Raw genomic sequence first — 22,115 nt, forward strand, 5'->3', positions numbered from 1 at the left:
ATCAACTCACCTGTTCAGCTCTCGACGGGGCTCCCGGACTCGACGTACGCAGGGGCGCCGCCGAGGTTGCGCAGCGCGCTCTCGACCCGCCGGGCGGTGAAGTCGGCGCAGCGCTCGCGAGCCTCCTCGAGGGTGCAGAAGGCCGCCGACCGGATCTCGCGCGGCTCGGCCACCACGCGGTCCAGGATCGCGGCGGGGTGCACCCCGCCGTCGAAGACCAGACACAGCGCGTCGTCCCAGCCGCTCCACGGCGGCAGCCAGTCGGTGAGCAGCAGGTCCCCGGCGGGGAGGACCAGACCCAGCTCCTCCTCGAGCTCTCGGCCGACGGCCAGCTGCGGCGACTCGCCCACCTCGACCACGCCGCCCGGAAGGTCCCAGTCCTGCTTGTAGGTCAGCTGGCACAGCAGCACCCGGCCGTCCTCGTCGCGCACCAGCATCTGGCTGATCGCCCGCTTGCGGGGCAGGAACGAGTTGAGCAGCGCCCGGAACCCCTCGGGCTCGTGGGCGGGGACGTCGTCGCGCAGCCGCGCGTAGACGATGCGGTCGACCGCCTCGCCCTCGACGGTGACCCCGCGCATCACCCCCTCGCGGCGCAGCCCCGACCAGGTCGCGACCCGCTGCGCCGCCTCGTCGGCGGGGTCGACCAGGGCCTCGACCCGCACGTGCGCGGCGAGAGCGGCCTCGACCTCACGGCGTACGACGTCGACGGCCGACCCCAGGCCGGAGACGTGCACGTCGGGAAGCCAGCTGATCCGGGCGACTCCCTCGGCGACCGTGGTGACGGTGGTCGGCTGCTTGCTCACGCGGCCACGATAGCCAGGAGGTGGTGCGGCGCCGACCGGTCAGTCGCGGCGCCGGAACCACACCGTGGCCAGCGGAGGCACCACGATGTCGGCGTACGCCGGCTGCCCGCTGTGCTCGCCCTCGACCGCGGTGATCGCGCCGAAGTTGCCGACGCCCGAGCCGGTGTAGGCCTCGGCGTCGGTGTTCACCACCTCGTCCCAGACCCCGGCGGCCGGGAGGCCCAGCCGGTAGCCGTGGTGGGGGGTCGCGGAGAAGTTCGACACGCAGACGACCTCACCGGAACTGTCGCCGGCATCGCCGCGGCGCACGAACGAGAAGACGTTGCGCCCCGCGTCGTTGCCGTCGATCCAGGTGAAGCCCCCCGGGTCGGTGTCCTTCTCCCACATCGCCGGGCTGCCGGCGTAGACGGTGTTGAGATCGCGGACCAGCGACTGCACGCCTCGGTGCTCGGGGTGGTCCAGCAGCCACCAGTCGAGCTCGCGGGCCTCGGCCCACTCGGACTCCTGGCCGAACTCGCTGCCCATGAACAGCAGCTGCTTGCCGGGGTGGGCCCACATGAAGCCCAGATAGGCGCGCAGGTTCGCCAGCTGCTGCCACCGGTCGCCCGGCATCTTGCGCAACAGCGAGCCCTTGCCGTGCACGACCTCGTCGTGGCTGATCGGCAGCATGTAGTTCTCCGACCACGCATAGACCATCGAGAACGTCATCTCGCCGTGGTGCCAGGAGCGGTGCACCGGATCGCGCTGCATGTAGCCCAGCGAGTCGTGCATCCAGCCCATGTTCCACTTGAAGCCGAACCCCAGGCCGTTGTCGCTGGTGGGCCGGGTGACCCCCGGCCAGGAGGTGGACTCCTCGGCGATCGTCACCGCGCCGGGAACCCGGCGATAGACGGTCGCGTTCATCTCCTGCAGGAACTGCACGGCCTCGAGGTTCTCGCGGCCGCCGTACTTGTTCGGCGACCACTCACCCTCCTCGCGGGAGTAGTCGAGATAGAGCATCGAGGCGACGCCGTCGACGCGCAGCCCGTCGGCGTGGAACTCCTCGAGCCAGTAGATGGCGTTGGCGTAGAGGAAGTTGCGCACCTCGTGCCGGCCGAAGTTGAAGATGTGCGAGCCCCACTCCTTGTGCCAGCCGCGCTGGGGGTTGGGGTCCTCGTAGAGGGGGGTGCCGTCGAAACGCGCCAGCGCCCACTCGTCGGTGGCGAAGTGGCCGGGCACCCAGTCCAGGATCACGCCGATGCCCGCCTGGTGCAGCCGGTCGACCAGCAGCCGAAAGCCGTCGGGGTCGCCGAAGCGCGCGTCGGGGGCGAAGTAGGAGGTGACGTGGTAGCCCCACGAGCCGCCGAACGGGTGCTGCATGACCGGCATCAGCTCGACGTGGGTGAAGCCGAGATCGGCGAGGTAGTCGGGCAGCTCGTCGGCCAGCTCCGCCCACGACCAGTGCCGGCCGTCGCGGTGCTTCTTCCACGAGGCCAGGTGGAGCTCGTAGACCGACATCGGCTCGCGGTGGTGCTGCTTGGCCGCACGCTGCTGCATCCACTCCTGGTCGCCCCAGGTGTAGTCGGAGTCGAAGACCAGCGACGCGGTGGCCGGGGGAGCCTCCGCCCAGGCCGCCATCGGGTCCGCCTTCTCCCGCCACTGTCCGTCGGCGCCCAGCACGGCGTACTTGTACGCGGTGCCGGTGCCGACGCCGGGCACGAAGAGCTCCCACACCCCGGAGCTGCCGAGCTGCCGCATGGGGTGCTCGCGGCCGTCCCAGCTGTTGAAGTCGGCCTTGAGTCGCACGGCGCGGGCTCCGGGCGCCCAGACCGCGAACGAGGTGCCGGTGATCTCCTCGACGCCGTGCCCGTCGTAGCGGTGCACCCGCGCACCGAGCACCTGCCACAGGTTCTCGTGGCGGCCCTCGTTGATCAGGTGCAGGTCGACCTCGCCGAGAGTGGGCAGGAAGCGGTAGGGGTCGTCGACCACGATCGGCTCGTCACCGTAGGACACCGCCAGCCGGTAGTCGGGCACCTCGGGGACCGGCAGCACGCCGACCCAGATGCCCTCGTGCTCGTGGGTCAGCTCGGTCTCCCGGGGGCCGTCGGCGCCCCGGTAGCGGGCCACCACCCGGGTCGCGAGCGGCCGCAGCGCGCGCACGGTGACCGCCCCCTCGTGCGGGTGGGCGCCGAGGACTCCGTGCGGGTTGCCGTGCTCGCCGCGGACGATCTGGTCCAGTTCGCTGACCGGCACCGGGCGGGCCGCCCGGGCCGTGACGTCGGTGCTGCCGGGACCTCCGGCGGGGGGGTTCGTGGTCATGACTCTCCGATCCTCGCGACGGCCTCGAGTGGGATGCCCACCCAGGTCGGACGGTTGCGGGTTTCGTAGACGGTCTCGTACACGGCCTTGTCGGCGACGTAGGCGTCGAGCAGCGTCTGCTCCGCCGGCGTGAGCTCGCGGCCGACGTAGGCGTCCAGGAACGCCCTCTTGTTACGGGTAGCCCATTCGGTGGCCCGGTATGCCCGCTGCTGGGCACCCTCGTCGTCGCCCCAGCTGCGCTCGACCACATGCGGGGCGTAGTCGAAGGAGCGCAGCATGCCGGCGACGTCGCGCCACGGCGAGTCGGGCAGCAGCCGCTCGGCGAGCGGCTTCGCGGGCTCGCCCTCGAAGTCCACGATCTTCCAGCCCCGGACCGTGCGCAGCGTCTGGCCCAGGTGCAGGTCGCCGTGGACCTGCTGGACCTGGACGCCGTCCAGTCCGGCGAGCGCGTCGAAGACGCCGCGGACCCGGTCGGCGTGGGGGGCGAGCCCCTCGACGACCTCGACCGCCGCGTCGAGGCGGCGCCGCATGCCCTCGGCGAGCTCGGCCAGTTGGTCGGCGGTGCGGTCCTCGGTGGGGAACTCCTCGGCCAGGGTGCGGTGCACCGACGCCAGCGCCTCGCCGAGCCGCGCCGCCTCGCCGGCGAAGTCGCCGCCGACCTCGTCGGCGTGCAGGTCGGCCTCGGCGTACAGGTTGCGGATGCTGGCGAGTGCGAGGTCCCAGCCGTCACTGGCGGTGCGCAGGAACTGCTGGAGCATCGCCAGCGTGAGCACCTGGTCCTCGGTCTGTCCCTCCTGCCGCAGCGCCGGGGTGTCGACCCAGCCGAACAGGGCGGCGACGTGGTCGCTGCCGGCTCGGGTGAGCACCTCGTGGATCGAGACGTCGGGGTTCGCCCCGGGAGTGATCCGGCGGAACACCTTCAGCAGGGAGTCCTCGCCGAACGCCACCGACGAGTTCGACTGCTCGCCGCTGAACAGCGTCGAGTGGGTGTCGAGGTCCAGCTCGTGGCCCGGGATCCGGTGGAACCGGAGCGGCCCCTCCGGCTGGTCGACGAACGACCGGAGCCAGCAACCCATCGCCAACCGGTCGTGCAGCGCGTCGTAGACGTAGCGGACGCCGAAGTCCGAGTCCTCGAAGTGGCCGACGAACGCGTGCTCGAGGCGGTCCTGCGGCTCGGTGTAGAACGCGAGCGGCAGTTGGTAGTAGTCCTGCCCGCTCTCGCCCGACCCCTCCTGGGCGTCCTCGAAGCCGACGGTCGCCAGGTCGATGGCGACCTCCGGCCCGTCGTCGGCGCAGGCGGGCAGCCGCCCGAGGCGGCGGACTCCCACCACCTGGAAGGGGCGGCCCTTGCCGCCGAACCAGCGGGACCGGCCGACGAACTCGGTCAGCAGGTGCAGTTGCTCGGGCGGGACCTCTCGCGGGCCGCCCGCTGTGGCGTCAGTCATGACACTCCCTCCTCCGAGTCGGACGGGGTCAGCCGGAACCAGTAGAAGCCGTAGCCCCCCAGGGTGAGCAGGTAGGGCAGCTCGCCGACCTTGGGGAAGGGGACTCCACCGGTGAGCTCGTAGGGCACCATCCCCTCGTAGCGGCGCAGGTCGAGCTCCACCGGCTGCGGGAATCGCGAGAGGTTGTTGATGCAGACGATCACGTCGCGGCCGCCGTCCTCGTCGACGTGCTCGCGGGCGAACGAGAGGACGCAGGGGTTGGACCCGCCGAGGTCGGTGAACGAGCCCAGCCCGAAGGCGGAGTGCCGGCGCCGGATGTGGATCATCCGCCGGGTCCAGTGCAGCAGGGAGGAGGTGTTCTCCAGCTGCGCCTCGACGTTGACGCTCTGGTAGCCGTAGACGGGATCCTGGATCGCGGGGAGGTGCAGCTTGCCGGGTGTCGCGGCGGAGAAGCCGGCGTTGCGGTCCGGCGTCCACTGCATCGGGGTGCGCACGCCGTCGCGGTCACCGAGCCAGATGTTGTCGCCCATGCCGATCTCGTCGCCGTAGTAGAGCACCGGTGAGCCGGGCAGCGAGAGCAGGAGCGCGTTGAACAGCTCGATCTGGTTGGTGTCGTTGTCCAGCAGCGGGGCCAGCCGCCGGCGGATGCCGATGTTGGCCTTCATGCGTGGGTCCTTGGCGTACTCGGCCCACATGTAGTCGCGGTCCTCGTCGGTGACCATCTCGAGGGTCAGCTCGTCGTGGTTGCGCAGGAAGATGCCCCACTGGCAGCCGTGGGGGATCGGCGGCGTCTGCTCGAGGATCTCCGAGATCGGGAAGCGCGACTCGCGACGCACCGCCATGAAGATGCGCGGCATCACCGGGAAGTGGAAGCACATGTGGCACTCGTCGCCGCCGGACTCGAAGTCGCCGAAGTAGTCGACGACGTCGGCCGGCCACTGGTTGGCCTCCGCCAGCAGCACCCGGCCCGGGTAGTTCTCGTCGACGAACCGGCGTACCTTGCGGAGGAACTCGTGCGTCTCGGGGAGGTTCTCCCCGTTGGTGCCGGGCCGCTCGTAGAGGTAGGGCACCGCGTCGAGCCGGAAGCCGTCCAGCCCCATGTCGAGCCAGAACCGCATCGCGTCGAGCATCGCGTCGTGGACGCGGGGGTTGTCGAAGTTGAGGTCGGGCTGGTGGGAGAAGAAGCGGTGCCAGAAGTACTGCTGACGGACCGGGTCCCAGGTCCAGTTCGACGGCTCGGTGTCGACGAAGATGACCCGGGCGTCCTGGTAGAGCTCGTCGGTGTCGGACCAGACGTAGAAGTCGCCGAACGGGCCGTCCGGGTCCTCCCGGCTGGCCTGGAACCACGGGTGCGCGTCGCTGGTGTGGTTCATCACGAAGTCGACGATGACCCTGATCCCGCGCTTGTGCGCCTCGTTGAGGAGCTCGCGGAAGTCCTCGACCGCCCCGCACTCGGGGAGGATGTCGGTGTAGTCGGCGACGTCGTAGCCGCCGTCGCGCAGCGGTGAGGTGAAGAACGGCGGGATCCACAGGCAGTCGACGCCGAGCCACTCGAGGTAGTCCAGCTTCTCGGTGAGGCCGCGGAAGTCGCCGACGCCGTCACCGTTGGAGTCGCGGAACGAGCGGACCAGCACCTCGTAGAACACCGCGGTCTTGAACCACGAGGGGGCGCTGGCGACGTCGTCGGGAAAGGGGTCTCCCTCGGGGCTGTGACCCATCGGGCTCAGCTGGTTCTCGGCTCGGGCTCCGGTGGAGCCGGTCGGCCCGGCGGTCGACTGCGTCAACGGTTCCTCCTCACGGTCAGGATGTGCGCCGGCTCGTGGAAGGGGTCGAGCCGCACGAAGTTGTGCTGCCCCCAGTTCCAGTCCTGGCCGGTGATCTCGTCGTGCACCGCGAACGTGTCGCCCCACTCGAAGCCGAGGGCCGGCAGGTCGAGGTGGACCGTGGTCTCCCGGGTGGCGTGGGGATCGAGGTTGACCACGACGATGACCGTGTCGTCGCACGTCTCGCCGCTCGCCGGATCCGGGGCGACGGGGGGAGTGGCGGCGTGATTGGCGGGCCCCGGCATCCGGGTGCTCTTGCTGAACACGAGGACGTTCTCGTCGTCGCTCCAGTGCACCGCGACGTTGCGCAGCAGCTGGAGGGCGGGGTGCCGGCGGCGGATCTCGTTGAGCCGGGTGAGGTACGGCGCCAGCGTGCGCCCCTCGCGTTCGGCGCCCTCCCAGTCGCGGACCCGGATCTGGTACTTCTCCGAGTCGAGGTACTCCTCGCTGCCCGGTCGCACCGCCACATGCTCGAACAGCTCGTAGCCGGCGTACACGCCCCACGAGGGGGCGGAGGTGGCCGCGATCGCGGCCCGGATCTTGAACGCGGCCGGGCCGCCGTACTGCAGGTAGGCGTGCAGGATGTCGGGGGTGTTGACGAAGAAGTTCGGGCGCATCAGGTGGTCGCTCTCGCGGGCGAGCTCGAGGAGGTACTCCTCGAGCTCCCACTTGGCGTTGCGCCAGGTGAAGTAGGTGTAGCTCTGCTGGAAGCCGACCGCGCCCAGCCCGCGCATCATCGCCGGCCGGGTGAACGCCTCGGCGAGGAAGAGCACGTCGGGGTCGGTGCGGCGGACCTCCGCCAGCAGCCACTCCCAGAACGCCACCGGCTTCGTGTGCGGGTTGTCGACCCGGAAGATCCGCACGCCGTGCGACATCCACAGCCGGACGATCCGCAGCACCTCGGCGGAGATGCCGGTGGGGTCGTTGTCGAAGTTGATCGGGTAGATGTCCTGGTACTTCTTGGGCGGGTTCTCCGCGTGCGCGATGGTGCCGTCGGCGCGGGTGGTGAACCACTCGGGGTGACTGGTGACCCACGGATGGTCGGGCGCGGCCTGGAGTGCGAGGTCGAGCGCCACCTCCAGGCCCAGCTCGCGGGCCCGGGCGACGAACGCGTCGAAGTCGTCGAAGTCGCCCAGGTCGGGGTGGATGGCGTCGTGGCCGCCGTCCTTCGAGCCGATCGCCCACGGGGAGCCGGGGTCGTCGGGGCCGGGGGTCAGCGTGTTGTTGGGGCCCTTCCGGTTGACCTCGCCGATCGGGTGCACGGGCGGCAGGTAGATCACGTCGAAGCCCATGGCGGCCACCGCGTCCAGCCGCTGGGCGGCAGTGCGGAAGGTGCCGCTGGTGACGGCGCCGGTGTCGGGGTCCTGCGTGGCGCCCTCGGAGCGGGGGAAGAACTCGTACCAGCTGCCGTAGAGCGCGCGGCGGCGGTCGGCGTAGAGCGGGAACGGCCCTTCGACGGTGAGCAGCTCGCGCAGCGGGTACGCCGCGAACACCGCCTGCAGCTCGGGCGCCTGGAGGACGGCGAGGCGCGCCGCCACGGGGCGGTCGGTGTCGCCGGCGGCCACGATGGCCGCGTCGAGCGCCTCGTGGGCGTCGGCCTCGGCGGCCGGAACGGACTCCTTGACCCGCTCGCAGAGCAGCCGGCCCTCGGTGAACATCAGCTCGACGTCGACGCCGGCGGGGATCTTCAGGCCGGCGTCGTGCTCCCAGGTGGCCAACGGGTCGGACCAGGACTGGATCTCGAAGGTCCAGGGGCCTTCGAGGTCCGGGACCACCCAGGCCTCGTAGCGGTCGGGCTCCTGCGGGTGCTTGGCGAGCCGGACCGGGGCGCGGCGGGCGCCGGTGGGGTCGACGAGCACCACCTCGGCGCCGAGCTTGTCGTGCCCCTCGCGGAACACGGTGGCCCGGACGGGCAGCGGTTCGCCGACCGTCGCCTTCGCGGGCTGTCGACCCAGGTCGACGACGGGCATGACGTTCATGACGGGGATGCGTCCGACCATTGCTCCAACCTAGTGGCGGTCCGAGGCGGAGCCGCAAGGGGCGGTCCACCGGGTCGCGCCGGGCGGCTCCCGGCGTGACGCCGCACTGGTACCCAGGCAGCCCGCCGCCGAACGTCCCGGGCCCACGTTGGGCGGTGACGGAGGTCACCGCCGAACGTCCCCCCGGTTCGGGTCGCAGGGTCAGAACACCTGCAGCTCCGCGGCGTGCACGATCGTCCCGCGGTCGGAGGCGGTGGCGCAGTCGGTGTCGTTGAGCGGGTCGTCGTCCTGCTCGCCGGCGTAGCCGGGCCCTCCGGTGCATTGGTTCTCCAGCGCGACCAACCGGATCGCGGCGGCACGGGTGGGCGGCACCCGGAACGAGCGCAGCGTCAGGTCGGGGGCGACCGGCCGGGGCCGGACCCCCGGGAAGGCATCGCGCGGGGAGACGTAGAAGCGGCGCCAGGTGGCGTCCGCGGTGTCGCACCCGGCCACGCACGCCTCGAGCGCGAACCGGCGCAGCGCGGTGAACCGCGAGCCGGAGTCGGGGTCGGGGTCGGCCTGCGCCAGGGGGATCGGCGAGTCCTCGGCGGGCGCCGGGGTGAGCATCGCGCTGACCTGGACCCGGCGGACGCGGTGCACGCCACCGGCCAGGTCGACGGCGACCGACGGCTGCGTCTCGTCGACGTTCGCGGTGGTGACACCGCCCCAGTTCGTGGCCTCGGTGCCGTCGATCAGGTGCGCGGGGTTGCGCGAGCCCTCGGTCGCCGAGATCACCGTCGCGCCGGCGGCGGCGGCCGCCAGGTTCCGCGGTGCCCGCACCCGGACCACCCGGTCGCGACCGGGCCGGACGGTCACGGCGAACCGCACGAACCCGCGGGCCGGCGACGCGAAGAGCAACCGGTAGCGGCCGGGGGCGAAGACCGCGCTGCGCCCCAGCGCGGACTTCGGCAGCGTGTCGGCGACCGGCGTGACCCGGGCCTCGTAGTGCCCCACGAAGACCCGGCCGCGGCCCGGGGTCCGGAAGGTGATCCGCGCGTTGCGCTCTCGCGGCGAGGCGAAGCTGGGCCGCACCTCGCTGGAGTCGGCGTCCGGAGTGCTGGCGCCGCGGCCCATCCCGCGGGCGGCGAAGGCCTTCCACAGCACCCGCTGGTTGGCGCCGCCGAACCGCATCCGGTCGGCGGCCAGCATCGCGTCGCGGGCGTCGAGCATCGACGTCGCCCCCTGCTGGAGCAGGAACGAGTCGAACATCAGCTGCACCCAGCGCCGGTTGCCGGGGCAGAACTGGGCGGCGAGCGGCGAACGGTCCGCGGTGGCCTGCGCGCAGCGCAGCTGCAGCCGCTCGTCGTCATAGGGGAAGCGACGGTCGTGCTTGCGCACCAGCGCCTGCCGGACCGACCACTGGGTGCCGTTCCAGATCTCGCCGTCGGAGTGGACCTCGGCTCCGGTGCTGTCGAAGCCGTAGTCGGAGTAGTTCAGCGGATTGCGGTTGATGGCGTAGTCGCGGATGGCGACCTGCTTGTTGCCGGTGGCGTAGACGCCGACGGCCCAGATGTTCCCGCCGTTGCGGTAGCCGTGGCTGAACTGGTACTCCGCGGCGACCAGGTCGCTCCACGACTCACCCATCGCGCCGCCCTGCTCGGAGGTCAGGCCCTCGTCGGGCCCGGCGACCATCCGGTTGCTGATCGCGTGGGTGTACTCGTGGCCGACGATGCCCATGTCGAGCCCGCCGTCGGTGCAGGGCGCGTAGAACGCGCCGGCGATCGGCTGGAAGAGGTACTGGTTGGTGATGCCCGGGATGCCGTCCTGCAGCGTGATCTGGTTGGCGTTGTCGCGGCCCAGGCCGGTGAGGTAGTTCGCGCCGGTGATCGCCCCGGCCTGCGCGTTGCCGATCTCCGGGTCGCCCTCGACGCCGCCGCGACCGTGGTTCTCGGTCTGCATGTTGTAGTTGTCCTCGGTGAACCCGAGGTAGTAGCTGTAGTCGTGCATCCGGTTGTGCGAGACGAACAGGTTGGTCACCGACGCGTCGATGTCGTTGCCGCCCGGCACCAGGTTCGCGGGGTTGCACCGGGACTCGTTCCACGCGTCGGTGAACTCGCCGGCGTACTCGCGGGTGGGGGACACCGGGGCCTGGAACGCGCCGCCCGGCGTCAGCGGGCTGACCCACGCCTCGTGCGTATTGGCGTTGTTGCCGATGGTGGTGAGCGTCGAGGTGCCGCTCGCGTCGAGCGCGTCCCAGGGATAGGTCGCGGCCACGTTGCGCAGCGGTCCGGTCGGGCTGGTGCAGCCGGGGCCGGGCAGCCAGCACGCGGTGACCCGGTTCTGCGGCACGGCGCCGGTGCCGAGCGAGGTCATCGCCGGGTTCGCGGCGAAGTAGGTCCAGCGGGGCGAGAAGCCCAGGCCGGAGCCGTCGGGGGTCTCGGTGTCGCTGCTGGTGACCAGCAGGGAGTACTGGCCGACCACGGCGGAGGCGGTGTCGAACGGGCAGACCTGGAGGGTGTAGACGCCGGCGGGGATCCGGTCGGCGGTGTAGGTGGCGACCTCGGGGCTGGTCAGCAGGTCCTGGGTCAGCAGCAGTTCGCCGTCGGGGTCGAACAGCTTGACCGTGATGTCGTCGACCGGGAGCGCGAGGCCGACCGCGGTGATGGACCTGGTGGCGCCGTCGGTCAGCTCGAACTCGTGCTCGGGGCCGCAGGTGGTGCCGGTGAACGCGCCGCTGAACACGTCGCTCCGGCTGCTGTTCTCGACCTGGTTCTGCCTGGTCAGGATGTCACCGGTGACGGCGTCGACGTTGACTGTGTAGGCCATCGCCGTGCCGCCGGCGGCGTCGACCACGTTGGCCTCGAGGACCGGCCGCACCACCGTGATGCCGTCGACGACCAGGGGCAGTGCCCGCAGCCGCACCTGCTGCTCCTGCGCGAAGCCGGGGACCGTCAGGCGGGTCCAGCCGGCGCGGACGACGCGGCCGATCCGGTCCGACAGGCCGTCGGCGACCTCGTCGGCCAGGGTGGGCCGCACGTCGAGGGCGGCGGCCAGCCAGCCCTCCACCGGGCTGAGGCGAGCGGCCTCGGGGGCGGCGTCGGTGCGGGCCAGGGAGGAGGAGACATAGGTGATCGCGCCGTCGGCGACCCCGACGGTGACGAGTCCGCCCCGGGCCGGCGCCAGCCCGCCGAAGTCCTGCTGGAAGAGCACGGCCCGGGCGGGGCTGTCGATCTCAGTGCCCGAGGGGGTGGACCCGCCGGCGAACTCCTGGGCGCCGACCAGCTCGAGTCGGTCCATCTGGTCGGCGTCGAGCCCGAACACCGCGGCGTGGTGGCGCAGCCAGGTGCGCGCCGCCTCGACCGGGTCGGCGGACGTGGCGACGCCGAGCACGCCGTCGGCCGGAAGCAGCGAGGTGGGGGTGCCGAGGTCGTTCCAGCGCACGTCGACCAGGCCCAGGGAGCGGGCGGCGTCCAGCTGGCTCGCGGCCGGGGCGAGGCGCTCGCCGATGTCGAGGTCCGACAGCGCGGCGACCGGGTCGCCGAGCGTGAGCGGGCCGCCCGGCCCGGCCTCGCTCGCTGCCGCTGGCGCCGTCGTGGCGGCTGAGGCGGGGGCGACGGGGATGGTCAGCCCCGTGAGCCCTGGCAGCAGAGCGGTGGCGGCGAGCGCGAGCGCCCCGGTGGCGAGCCGAGTCCGGCGGCGCGGCCGAGCGCCGGCTGGCCGGCCCTCGATGCTGGTGTTGGTCCCACTGTCCATGTCCCGCCAACGCGGTTTTGCCCGAGGCGTCACGCTCGGGCCTCTCGGCCCGGGTTCCGCCAGGTTCTGGACAAACTTGGCGACGCTCCGGGGAGCGTGGGGGCAGGCCGGTTCGGCCGAAAGAGTTGGATCGTTCAAGTGGAACCGTTAGCGTCGTCCCGTGCGTGCTATTCGTCGCTTCACCGTCCGCCCTGTCCTGCCTCCTGCCCTCGCCGCTCTCGGTGAGCTCGCCGGGAACCTGCGCTGGTCCTGGCACCCCGAGACCCAAGACGTCTTCGAGGCCGTCGACGCCGACCTGTGGGCGGCCACCGGCCACGACCCGGTCCGGCTGCTCGGCTCGGTGGGGCGCGACCGCTTCGAGCAGCTCGCCGCCGACCCGGCGTTCCTCGAGCGTCTCGAGGCCGCTCGCGGCGACCTGGAGGGCTACCTCACCGGCGACCGCTGGTACCAGCAGAAGATGCTCGGCGGCGACGGTGACGCCGGACCCCGGGCGATCGGCTACTTCAGCCCCGAGTTCGGCATCGCCGCGGTGCTGCCGCAGTACAGCGGCGGACTCGGGATCCTGGCCGGTGACCACCTCAAGGCGGCCAGCGACCTCGGGGTGCCGATCATCGGCGTCGGGCTGCTCTACCGGCACGGCTACTTCGACCAGGCGCTCTCGCGTGAGGGCTGGCAGCAGGAGACCTACCCGGTCCTCGACCCCGACGGCCTGCCGCTGTCGCTGCTGCGCGAGGCCGACGGGCGCCGGGCCACGATCACGATCGCGCTGCCCGACGAGCCCGACCTCACCGCCCGCATCTGGGTCGCCCAGGTCGGCCGGGTCCCCCTGCTGCTGCTCGACTCCGACGTCGAGGAGAACCTCGACCACGTGCGCGACGTCACCGACCGGCTCTACGGCGGCAACAGCGAGCACCGGCTGCGCCAGGAGCTGCTGCTCGGTGTCGGCGGCGTCCGGGCGCTGCGCGCCTTCTCCCGGATCACCGGGGCACCCGAGCCCGAGGTCTTCCACACCAACGAGGGGCACGCCGGCTTCCTCGGACTGGAGCGGATCCGCGAGCTCACCGTCGCCGAGGGCGGGCCGAAGCTCGACTTCGACACCGCGCTCGAGGTCAGCCGCGGATCCACGGTCTTCACCACCCACACGCCGGTGCCCGCGGGCATCGACCGGTTCCCGCGGACGCTGATCGAGCAGTACTTCGAGGTCGGCGGCGCCACCCCCGGCGTACCGGTCGACCGGGTGCTGAGCCTCGGTGCCGAGGACTACGAGGGCGGTGACCCCACGGTCTTCAACATGGCCGTGATGGGCTTCCGCCTCGCCCAGCGCGCCAACGGCGTCTCCCAGTTGCACGGTCACGTCAGCCGCGACATGTTCAACGGCCTGTGGCCGGCCTTCGACGAGGCCGAGGTGCCGATCGGCTCGATCACCAACGGCGTGCACGCCCCCAGCTGGGTGCCGCGCGAGGTGTTCGCGCTGGTCGAGGGCCGGGTGCACCCGACCGACGGGGTCGGCGAGCCCGACGAGTTCTGGGCCGCCGTCGACGACATCCCCGGCGCCGCGATCTGGTCGACCAAGCGCCGCCTGCGCGAGCGCCTGGTCGCCGACGCCCGGCGGCGGCTGCGTGCCTCGTGGCAGCACCGCGGCGCCGCGACCGCGGAGCTCGGCTGGATCGACTCCGTGCTCGACCCCGACGTGCTCACGATCGGCTTCGCCCGGCGCGCCGCGTCCTACAAGCGGCTGACGCTGATGATGCGCGACCCCGAGCGGCTCAAGCGGCTGCTGCTCGACCCGGAGCGGCCCGTCCAGCTGGTCATCGCCGGCAAGGCCCACCCCGCCGACGACGGCGGCAAGAAGCTGATCCAGGAGATCGTCCGGCTCTCCGACGACCCCGAGATCCGGCACCGCATCGTCTACCTGCCCAACTACGACATCTCGATGGCGCAGCCGCTCTACCCCGGCTGCGACGTGTGGCTGAACAACCCGCTGCGCCCCTACGAGGCGTGCGGCACCTCCGGCATGAAGGCGGCGCTGAACGGCGGGCTCAACCTGTCGATCCTCGACGGCTGGTGGGACGAGTGGTACGACGGCGACAACGGGTGGGCGATCCCCACCGCCGACGGCGTCGACGACATCGACCGGCGCGACGACCTCGAGGCCACGGCGCTCTACGACCTGATCGAGAACGACGTGGCACCGCGGTTCTACGACGTCGACGCCGACGGGCTGCCGGCCCGGTGGCTGGAGATGGTGCGGCACACGCTGAAGTCGCTGGGTCCCAAGGTGCTCGCCACCCGGATGGTCTCCGACTACGTGCAGCAGCTCTACGCCCCCGCCGCGCTCACCGGTCGCCGGCTCAACTCCGACTACACCGGGGCCGCCGAGCTGGCCGCGTGGAAGAAGCGGGTCAAGGGCGGGTGGCCGGCCGTGCGGGTCGAGCACGTCGAGAGCAGCGGGATCGGAGACACCCCCGAGGTCGGCCAGGTGATGGCCGTCCGGGCGTTCGTGTCGCTCGGCGAGCTCAGCCCCGACGACGTCGAGGTGCAGCTCGTGCACGGGGCCATCAACGCCCACGACGAGCTGACCCGCACGATGGTCGAGCCGCTGCACGCCGCCGAGGAGTACGAAGGCGGCCGGCATCGCTTCGACGGCCGGGTCGAGCTCGACCGGGGTGGCTCGTTCGGCTACACGGTCCGGGTCGTGCCCAAGCACCCGCTGATGATCGCCTCCGCCGAGCTCGGGCTGGTGGCCGTGCCCTGAGCCGGGCTGAGCGAGCCTCCCGCTGGAACCGCTCCGGACCCCCGTTCCCCATCAGGGGGCGGGGGTCCGGTGCGTTCAGGACTGCTGGAGCACGACCACCGTGCGGGCCCCGAGCGTGAGGTGGTCGTCGGGCTCGACCACGGATCCCACCGGCAGGCGGGTGTCGGTCGAGACGACCACCTCGGCGGTGCTGTTCCAGTGGCCGCCGGGCAGCTCGACGCGCTGCGGCTCCGGTCCGGCGTGCAGCCAGAGCAGGAACGAGGCGTCGTGCAGCTGCTCGCCGCGCGGCCCGGGTGCGCGCAGCGGGGCACCGGAGACGAACATGCCGACCGTGTGCAACGACTCGTCGTGCCAGTCCTCGCCGGTCATCTCCCGACCCGACGGGTGCACCCAGGCGACGTCCTTGGGCCCGCCGACCACCGCCGGCCGGCCCTCGAACCAGTGCCGCTGGCGCAGCGCCGGATGCTCCCGGCGCAGGCGCAGCGCCTGCTTGGTGACCTCGTAGACGTCGAGCCAGGCGTCGTCGGCGGACCAGTCGATCCAGGAGATCTCGTTGTCCTGGCAGTAGGCGTTGTTGTTCCCGCGCTGGGTGCGGCCGCGCTCGTCGCCCGCGGTGATCATCGGCACCCCGTTGGACAGGCAGAGCGTGGCCATCAGGTTCGCGGCCTGCCGGCGTCGCAGCGCGAGGATCTCGGCGTCGTCGGTCTCGCCCTCGGCCCCGTGGTTCCAGGAGCGGTTGTTGTCGGTGCCGTCGCGGTTGTCCTCGCCGTTGGCCTCGTTGTGCTTGTGGTTGTAGGAGACCAGGTCGCGCACGGTGAAGCCGTCGTGGGCGGTGATGAAGTTGACCGAGGCGTACGGCGAGCGGCCGTCGTCGGCGTACAGGTCCGAGGAGCCGGCGAGCCGGGTGGAGAGGGTGCGGATGCCGGCGGAGCGGCCCAGCCAGAAGTCGCGGGTCTCGTCGCGGAACTGGTCGTTCCACTCCACCCAGGGCGAGGGGAACTCGCCCACCCGGTAGCCGTCCATCGAGGCGTCCCAGGGTTCCGCGATCAGCTTGAGGTCGCGCAGCAGCGGATCCTGACCGATCGTGGTCAGCAGCGCGGAGCGCATGTCGACGCGGTGGTCGGTGCGTGAGAGGGCGGAGAGCAGGTCGAAGCGGAAGCCGTCGACGCGCATCTCGGTGGCCCAGTAGCGCAGCGAGTCGAGGATCATCCGCAGCGCGAAGGGGTGGCCGGTGTCGACGGTATTGCCGCAGCCGGTGACGTCCCAGTAGGCGTCGCCGGCGTTGGGGTCGCCGGGGTTCACCCGCTGGTAGATCGAGTCGTCGAGCCCGCGGAACGACAGCGTCGGTCCGGCGGGACCGCCTTCGGCGGTGTGGTTGTAGACCACGTCGAGGATCACCTCGATGCCCGCGGCGTGGAACGCCTTGACCATCGCCTTGAACTCGTTGACCTGCTGGCCCCGGTCGCCCCAGGCGGCGTAGCCGGCGTGGGGGGCGAAGAAGCCGATCGAGTTGTAGCCCCAGTAGTTGCGCAGCCCGCGGGTGAGCACGGACGGCTCCGAGAGGAACTGGTGCACCGGCAACAGCTCGACGGCGGTGACGCCGAGGTCGCGCAGGTAGTCGATCACCGCGGGGGAGGCCAGGCCGGCGTAGCTGCCGCGCAGCTCCTCGGGGACCCGGTCGTGCAGTGCGGTCATGCCCTTGACGTGCAGCTCGTAGACGACGCTGTCGGTCCAGCGGTGCCCCGGCGGCCGGTCGCCGGCCCAGTCGAACCCGTCGTCGACGACCACGCTGAACGGGACCGCGCCGACGGAGTCGAGGGCGCTGGGCCGGTCGAAGGACTCCATGTCGTAGCCGAAGATCGCCGGGTCGACGGTGAGGTCGCCCGAGAAGGCCCGCGCGTAGGGGTCCATCAGCAGCTTCGCGCTGTTGAACCGGAGCCCGTGCGCGGGCTCCCACGGGCCGGCGGCGCGGTAGCCGTAGCGGGTGCCGACGGCGACGCCGGGGATCGCCCCGTGCCAAATGCCGAGCGTCCGCTCGGTGAGACGGTGGCGGGTCTCGTGGCCGTCGTCGTCGAACAGGCAGACCCACACGCCGGTGGCCTCCGGGGCCCACACCGCGAAGTTCGTGGCCTCCTGGCCCCAGGTGGATCCGAGGGGCGAGTGGCGACCGGGCCACACGTCGGCCCGGTCGTCGTGGGAGCGCCAGGTTCCGGGGGTCACCGCACGATTGTTGCGGACCGGGCACAATGCCCGCAGCCGGTACCCTGCGGCGCGCCCGCGGAGTTCAGCCGGGCTCCGCCGGATTGCACCGGTCGGTGAGCCGTGGGACCGCCCAGCACGCAACCGATCACACCGACCGATCACACCGACCGCACGCCGATCACAGGAGATGGAGCGACACATGGCTGACGTCAGCGCAGGACCGGGGGAGTCGCGAGAGTTCGTCCGGCTGGAGGTGGCCGACGGGGTCGGCACGATCCGGCTGGACCGGCCCAAGATGAACGCGCTGGACGCCCAGGTGCAGGAGGAGATCCGCTCCGCCGCCATCGAGGCCACCGAGCGCGACGACGTCAAGGCGGTCGTGGTCTACGGCGGCGAGCGGGTCTTCGCCGCCGGCGCGGACATCAAGGAGATGGCCGCGATGTCCTACACCGACATGGTCAAGCGCTCCGGCGGGCTGCAGTCCGCGTTCACGGCCGTGGCCAGGATCCCGAAGCCGGTCGTCGCCGCGGTCACCGGCTACGCGCTCGGCGGCGGCTGCGAGCTGGCGCTGTGCTGCGACGTCCGGTTCGCCGCCGAGGACGCCGTGCTCGGCCAGCCCGAGATCCTGCTCGGCATCATCCCCGGCGCCGGCGGCACCCAGCGGCTGACCCGGCTGGTCGGCCCCAGCAAGGCGAAGGACCTGGTGTTCACCGGACGCTTCGTCAAGGCCGACGAGGCACTGGCGATCGGCCTGGTCGACCGGGTGCTGCCGAAGGAGCGCGTCTACGAGGAGGCCCTGGCCTGGGCCCGGCAGTTCGCCGGCGCCGCGACGTACGCCGTGCGCGCGGCGAAGGAGAGCATCGACCGGGGCCTCGAGGTCGACCTCGACACCGGGCTGGAGATCGAGCGGCAGCAGTTCGCGGCCCTGTTCGCCACCGAGGACCGCACGATCGGCATGGGCTCCTTCATCGAGAACGGGCCCGGCAAGGCCCGGTTCGAGGGCCGGTGAGGCGGCGATGAGCCGGCAGGCCACGAAGGAGACCCCGACGGCCTCCCGGGTCCGTGTGCTCGCCGCGCGGGTGCTGTGGACGGTCTGCGTGCTCGCCGCGCTGGTGCTGGCGCTCGGCGCGCTGCTGATCGCGCTCGACGCCAACCGGGACAACAACCTGGTCACCTTCGTGCTCGACCTCGCGGACGCGCTCGACCTGGGCGTGTTCTCGATGGAGAACGGCATCAAGGAGTGGACCGAGGGCGAGAACGCCGAAACCAAGAACGCGCTGTTCAACTGGGGTCTGGGCGCCGTCGCCTGGCTGGTGCTCGGCCGTCTCCTGGACCGGCTGGTCCGCCCCTGACGCGGGCCCGGATCGAGGGAGCGTGACAGTGTCACTGTGAGGGAACGCACCGCGGACCCGTGTTTCGCGGTGGGTACCTCGACGGTAGCCTCACGACGCCACCACGACACCGGACCGACACCGGGCCGCCGCTGGGCCGACTGTGGTCGATGCAGCAGTCGCCGGCGAGATTCACCACCCACAGGTGCCATCGGGTGCCACAACGAGTCCACAGGAGGGGCCGCACCGGCCACACCACCATGAACATTGTTGTCTGTGTGAAGTACGTGCCCGACGCCACTGCCGACCGGCAGTTCGAGTCGGACAACACCGTCGACCGCGTCGGTGTCGACGGACTGCTCTCCGAGCTCGACGAGTACGCCGTCGAGCAGGCGCTCCAGCTGAAGGAGAAGGCCGGGGACGACACCGAGGTGACCGCGCTGTGCGTGGGCCCCGAGAAGGCGGTCGACGCGGTGCGCAAGGCGCTGCAGATGGGTGCCGACAAGGGTGTCCTGGTCTCCGACGAGGCGGTCGCCGGCTCCGACGCCGTGGCCACCTCGCTGGTGCTCGCCAAGGCCGTCGAGAAGCTCGGCTCCGAGAAGCAGGTCGACCTGGTCGTCTGCGGCATGGCCTCCACCGACGGGTCGATGAGCGTGGTGCCGGCGATGCTGGCCGAGCGCCTCGACCTGCCCCAGGTCACCTTCGCCTCGGTGATCGAGACCCAGGGCGACCAGGTGCGGGTCAAGCGCGACGGCGACACCGCCACCGAGGTGATCGGTGGCACCATGCCGCTGGTGCTGTCGGTGACCGACCAGTCCGGCGAGGCCCGCTACCCCTCCTTCAAGGGCATCATGGCCGCGAAGAAGAAGCCTCTCGACACCTGGGCGCTCTCCGACCTGGGCGTCGACGCGGGTGAGGTCGGCCTCGACGCGGCGTGGAGCGAGGTCCTCGAGACCGCCGCCCGCCCGCCGCGCACCGCCGGCGAGATCGTCAAGGACGAGGACGGCTCGGGCGCCACGGCGCTGGCCGAGTTCCTCGCGTCGAAGAAGTTCATCTGAGGAGTGCTGAGGAATGTCTGAAGTTCTGGTTCTCGTCGACCATGTCGACGGCACGGTCCGCAAGCCCACCCTCGAGCTCCTGACCCTCGCCCGCCAGCTGGGCGAGCCGTCCGCGGTGTTCATCGGCTCCGCCGACCAGGCGAACGCCGCCGCCGAGCGGCTCAAGGCCTACGGTGCCGAGAAGGTCTACGCCGTCGACGACGCGCAGACCAAGGGCTACCTGGTGGCGCCGAAGGCCGAGGTCCTGGCGCAGCTGGCCGAGAAGACCTCGCCCGCCGCGATCTTCATCGTCTCCGGCTACGAGGGCAAGGAGATCGCCGGCCGGCTCGCCATCAAGCTGGGCTCCGGCCTGATCACCGACGCCGTCGACCTGGCCGTCGACGGCGGTGCGCCGGTCTTCACGCAGAGCGTGTTCGCCGGCAACTACACCGTCACCTCGAAGGTGAAGCAGGGCACCCCGATCGCCACGTTCAAGCCGAACTCCGCGGCCCCCGAGGAGGCGGCCGGAGCCGGCACCGTCGAGCCGTTCGCGGCGACGATCTCCGACTCCGCCAAGAAGGCGCAGATCGTGGCCTCCCAGCCGCGCAAGGCGACCGGCCGTCCCGAGCTCACCGAGGCCGCCATCGTGGTCTCGGGCGGTCGCGGCACCGGCGGCAACTTCGAGCCGATCGAGGGTCTGGCCGACGCGCTCGGTGCCGCCGTCGGCGCCTCCCGCGCCGCCGTCGACTCCGGCTGGATGCCGCACACCTTCCAGGTCGGCCAGACCGGGAAGACGGTGTCGCCGCAGCTCTACGTCGCCAACGGCATCTCCGGCGCCATCCAGCACCGCGCCGGCATGCAGACCTCGAAGACCATCGTCGCGGTCAACAAGGACGAGGAGGCGCCGATCTTCGAGCTGGTCGACTTCGGCGTCGTCGGCGACCTGCACACCGTGCTGCCCGCCGCCACCGAGGAGATCAACAAGCGCAAGGGCTGATCCCGCCGCGCGGCCCAGCAACCACGGCGCCCCGCCACCCGATCCGGGTGGCGGGGCGCTGTCGCGTGGTGGTGCCGGGACGCCGAGGGGTCAGCGGGTGATCGCCCGGCGCATCCAGTCGGGCAGCTGGTCCTCGACGACGCCCACGCGGTGCACCTTCAGCCGGCGCTCGCCGCGCTTGGTCGTACGCAGCTCGATCTTGCGCAGCGCGTCGTTGTTGGTGACGTCGGACTCGACCAGGTTGCGCATCGGGTTGGCCTGCACGGCGATGTAGTAGACGCCGTCCGGCACGTTCTTGATGCCGAACGCCTGCCCGTAGCGGAACTGGTGGTAGGTGTCGCCGGAGCCCGCGGAGAGCACCTGGCGCACCGAGATCGCGTCGAACCCGCCGCAGGCGGTGGACAGGTCGGTGTTCTCCGGGTGCCAGTCGGCGCCGGGCACGGTGTAGTCGACGGCGTCGGTGTTGGCCAGGCAGAACGACTGCTTGCCCGACAGCACGACCTCTCTCTGGTCCTCGCCGAGCAGGCGGTACTGCGCGAAGTCCTCGAAGTGCCAGTGCTGGTGGTTCTCGGCATGCCAGTGCATCTCGCCGACCTCCTGATAGCCGGTCTGCTCGCCGGAGGCGTCGAAGAAGTACTGGTACGCGGCCATGTGGTCCTCGTCCTCGGCCCGGAAGCCGTCGACGACCAGCGGGCTGTCGCCGGCGTTCCACACGGTGGCCGCGAACCGGATCACGGTGCCCTTGCCGTTCAGGCCGATGTCCCAGGCCGGCAGCGAGCGCAGGTCGGGGCGGGGGCCGTCGTCGGCCGGCTCCGCACCGGGGCCGGCAGGGGCGGGCGAGGCCGGCTGCAGCGGGGTCCCGTCGGCGCGGCGACCCACCCCGGGGCCGCTGTCGCCCCGGCCCTCGTCGACGACCACCAGCCGCAGCTGCTGGGTGGCGTCGTCGGAGGAGATGCCGAAGAAGCTCGCGTACGCCGGAGCGATGCGCACGGTGACGTCGTACTTGCCGGGCTTGATCCGCAGCCGGTTGCTCCACTCGTCGATCGGCGCGGCGGCGTAGCCGGCCTCCAGCCCCATCACGGAGCCCACCGTGAAGGGGTTGTAGGGGCAACCCCAGGGATAGGGGTTGCGGGCGGGGGCGTCGGGGCGGATGCGCTGGGCGTAGCCGCCCAGGCACCCGTCGAGGGTGAGCCGACGTGTGGTGCCCTTGGCGGTCAGCTCGACCTCGATCAGGTCGTCCAGGCCGGAGAAGTCGGTCATCGAGCCGGCGGGCAGCGCCTTCTCGCCATCGGGGGAGAGCCAGGTCGCCGCGATCTCCTCGTCGTACGACGGGCGGTGGGCGCGGATCTCCACGGGCGCGGTGGGTGCCACGAGGCGCACGCCGAAGCCGGTGTAGACCCGGCCCCGGTAGGCGGTGGTCTCGATCTTCGAGGGCGCCCACAGGACCAGCGGCGACTCGCCCTCGGCGGCGCGGGCCAGGCCGGCGGGGACCTCGGCGACCGTCGGCTCGGGACGGGCGGTGCCGACCGCTCCGGCGTGGCTGCCGAGGGTCAGCGGCAGGGCGGCGGCGGTCGCCGCGGCCGTCAGGGAGAGCAGGCGGGCGAGCGGTGCTCGCCGGGTACGGGGGAGTGGCACGGGCGTCCTCGGTGTCGTCGTGGGGGTGAGGGTAGGCAACCGTAAGACGCATCCGGGGCGTGTGAGGTTGCCCGCGTG

Annotated in this window: 13 protein-coding genes; 5 read left to right on the forward strand and 8 right to left on the reverse strand. The window is 71.7% G+C overall.

The window, feature by feature from the left end; translation table 11 throughout:
* Positions 1-14: 14 nt before the first annotated feature.
* The 6 genes from D6B71_RS14655 to D6B71_RS14680 all read right to left on the reverse strand — a co-directional run bounded on the left by D6B71_RS14655 (position 15) and on the right by D6B71_RS14680 (position 12,080).
* A complete protein-coding gene (locus tag D6B71_RS14655; RefSeq protein ID WP_121256330.1) occupies positions 15-803 on the reverse strand; it encodes an NUDIX hydrolase in 789 nt (262 codons plus the stop codon).
* A gap of 39 nt (positions 804-842) precedes the next feature.
* The gene (gene glgB, locus D6B71_RS14660; RefSeq protein ID WP_121256331.1) at positions 843-3,101 is read right to left on the reverse strand and encodes a 1,4-alpha-glucan branching protein GlgB; all 2,259 of its coding nucleotides are present in this window, start codon (positions 3,099-3,101) and stop codon (positions 843-845) included.
* Positions 3,098-4,546 (reverse strand): maltokinase N-terminal cap-like domain-containing protein, encoded by a 1,449-nt coding sequence (locus D6B71_RS14665; protein WP_121256333.1) that lies wholly within the window; start codon positions 4,544-4,546, stop codon positions 3,098-3,100. The genes glgB and D6B71_RS14665 overlap by 4 nt, the downstream gene beginning before the upstream one ends.
* Entirely contained in the window at positions 4,543-6,264 is a 1,722-nt protein-coding gene (gene treS / locus D6B71_RS14670; RefSeq protein ID WP_121256432.1) for a maltose alpha-D-glucosyltransferase, read from the reverse strand. The genes D6B71_RS14665 and treS overlap by 4 nt, the downstream gene beginning before the upstream one ends.
* Positions 6,265-6,326: 62 nt before the next feature.
* Positions 6,327-8,369 carry an alpha-1,4-glucan--maltose-1-phosphate maltosyltransferase gene (locus D6B71_RS14675; protein ID WP_121256335.1) on the reverse strand — a complete coding sequence of 681 codons (2,043 nt, stop codon included), beginning with the start codon at positions 8,367-8,369 and terminating at the stop codon, positions 6,327-6,329.
* A 180-nt stretch (positions 8,370-8,549) separates the two neighbouring features.
* A complete protein-coding gene (locus D6B71_RS14680; protein WP_121256337.1) occupies positions 8,550-12,080 on the reverse strand; it encodes a M36 family metallopeptidase in 3,531 nt (1,176 codons plus the stop codon).
* A gap of 160 nt (positions 12,081-12,240) precedes the next feature.
* On the opposite strand from D6B71_RS14680, the gene glgP reads away from it, so the two are divergent.
* Positions 12,241-14,835 (forward strand): alpha-glucan family phosphorylase, encoded by a 2,595-nt coding sequence (gene glgP / locus D6B71_RS14685; protein WP_121256339.1) that lies wholly within the window; start codon positions 12,241-12,243, stop codon positions 14,833-14,835.
* Between the two features lie 75 nt (positions 14,836-14,910).
* Here glgP and glgX read toward each other — a convergent pair whose 3' ends face one another.
* On the reverse strand, positions 14,911-17,055 hold the full coding sequence (glgX, locus tag D6B71_RS14690) for a glycogen debranching protein GlgX (RefSeq protein WP_240641426.1): 2,145 nt from the start codon (positions 17,053-17,055) through the stop codon (positions 14,911-14,913).
* A gap of 181 nt (positions 17,056-17,236) precedes the next feature.
* On the opposite strand from glgX, the gene D6B71_RS14695 reads away from it, so the two are divergent.
* The 4 genes from D6B71_RS14695 (at position 17,237) to D6B71_RS14710 (ending at position 20,402) form a co-directional block, all read left to right on the forward strand.
* Entirely contained in the window at positions 17,237-18,046 is an 810-nt protein-coding gene (locus D6B71_RS14695; protein ID WP_121256343.1) for an enoyl-CoA hydratase/isomerase family protein, read from the forward strand.
* Positions 18,047-18,053: 7 nt separating this feature from the next.
* Positions 18,054-18,389: a hypothetical protein gene (locus D6B71_RS14700; RefSeq protein WP_121256345.1), complete on the forward strand. Its 336-nt coding sequence runs from the start codon at positions 18,054-18,056 to the stop codon at positions 18,387-18,389.
* Positions 18,390-18,646: 257 nt separating this feature from the next.
* Positions 18,647-19,426: an electron transfer flavoprotein subunit beta/FixA family protein gene (locus tag D6B71_RS14705; RefSeq protein ID WP_240641427.1), complete on the forward strand. Its 780-nt coding sequence runs from the start codon at positions 18,647-18,649 to the stop codon at positions 19,424-19,426.
* 13 nt (positions 19,427-19,439) lie between these two features.
* On the forward strand, positions 19,440-20,402 hold the full coding sequence (locus D6B71_RS14710; protein ID WP_121256349.1) for an electron transfer flavoprotein subunit alpha/FixB family protein: 963 nt from the start codon (positions 19,440-19,442) through the stop codon (positions 20,400-20,402).
* A 90-nt stretch (positions 20,403-20,492) separates the two neighbouring features.
* Here D6B71_RS14710 and D6B71_RS14715 read toward each other — a convergent pair whose 3' ends face one another.
* The gene (locus D6B71_RS14715; protein ID WP_121256351.1) at positions 20,493-22,037 is read right to left on the reverse strand and encodes a lysyl oxidase family protein; all 1,545 of its coding nucleotides are present in this window, start codon (positions 22,035-22,037) and stop codon (positions 20,493-20,495) included.
* Positions 22,038-22,115 lie beyond the last annotated feature (78 nt).

Origin of the sequence: Nocardioides ferulae (genome assembly GCF_003660455.1) — a bacterium.
In the GTDB taxonomy this organism is placed as follows: domain Bacteria; phylum Actinomycetota; class Actinomycetes; order Propionibacteriales; family Nocardioidaceae; genus Nocardioides; species Nocardioides ferulae.

What these genes read in the sequence shown, in the direction of transcription:
- D6B71_RS14680 (WP_121256337.1), bottom strand. Translation starts at nt 12,080, where the DNA reads ATGGACAGTGGGACCAACACCAGCATCGAGGGCCGGCCAGCCGGCGCT.
- D6B71_RS14675 (WP_121256335.1), bottom strand. Translation starts at nt 8,369, where the DNA reads ATGGTCGGACGCATCCCCGTCATGAACGTCATGCCCGTCGTCGACCTG.
- D6B71_RS14700 (WP_121256345.1), top strand. Translation starts at nt 18,054, where the DNA reads ATGAGCCGGCAGGCCACGAAGGAGACCCCGACGGCCTCCCGGGTCCGT.
- D6B71_RS14710 (WP_121256349.1), top strand. Translation starts at nt 19,440, where the DNA reads ATGTCTGAAGTTCTGGTTCTCGTCGACCATGTCGACGGCACGGTCCGC.
- D6B71_RS14665 (WP_121256333.1), bottom strand. Translation starts at nt 4,546, where the DNA reads ATGACTGACGCCACAGCGGGCGGCCCGCGAGAGGTCCCGCCCGAGCAA.
- D6B71_RS14695 (WP_121256343.1), top strand. Translation starts at nt 17,237, where the DNA reads ATGGCTGACGTCAGCGCAGGACCGGGGGAGTCGCGAGAGTTCGTCCGG.
- treS (WP_121256432.1), bottom strand. Translation starts at nt 6,264, where the DNA reads ATGGGTCACAGCCCCGAGGGAGACCCCTTTCCCGACGACGTCGCCAGC.
- glgB (WP_121256331.1), bottom strand. Translation starts at nt 3,101, where the DNA reads ATGACCACGAACCCCCCCGCCGGAGGTCCCGGCAGCACCGACGTCACG.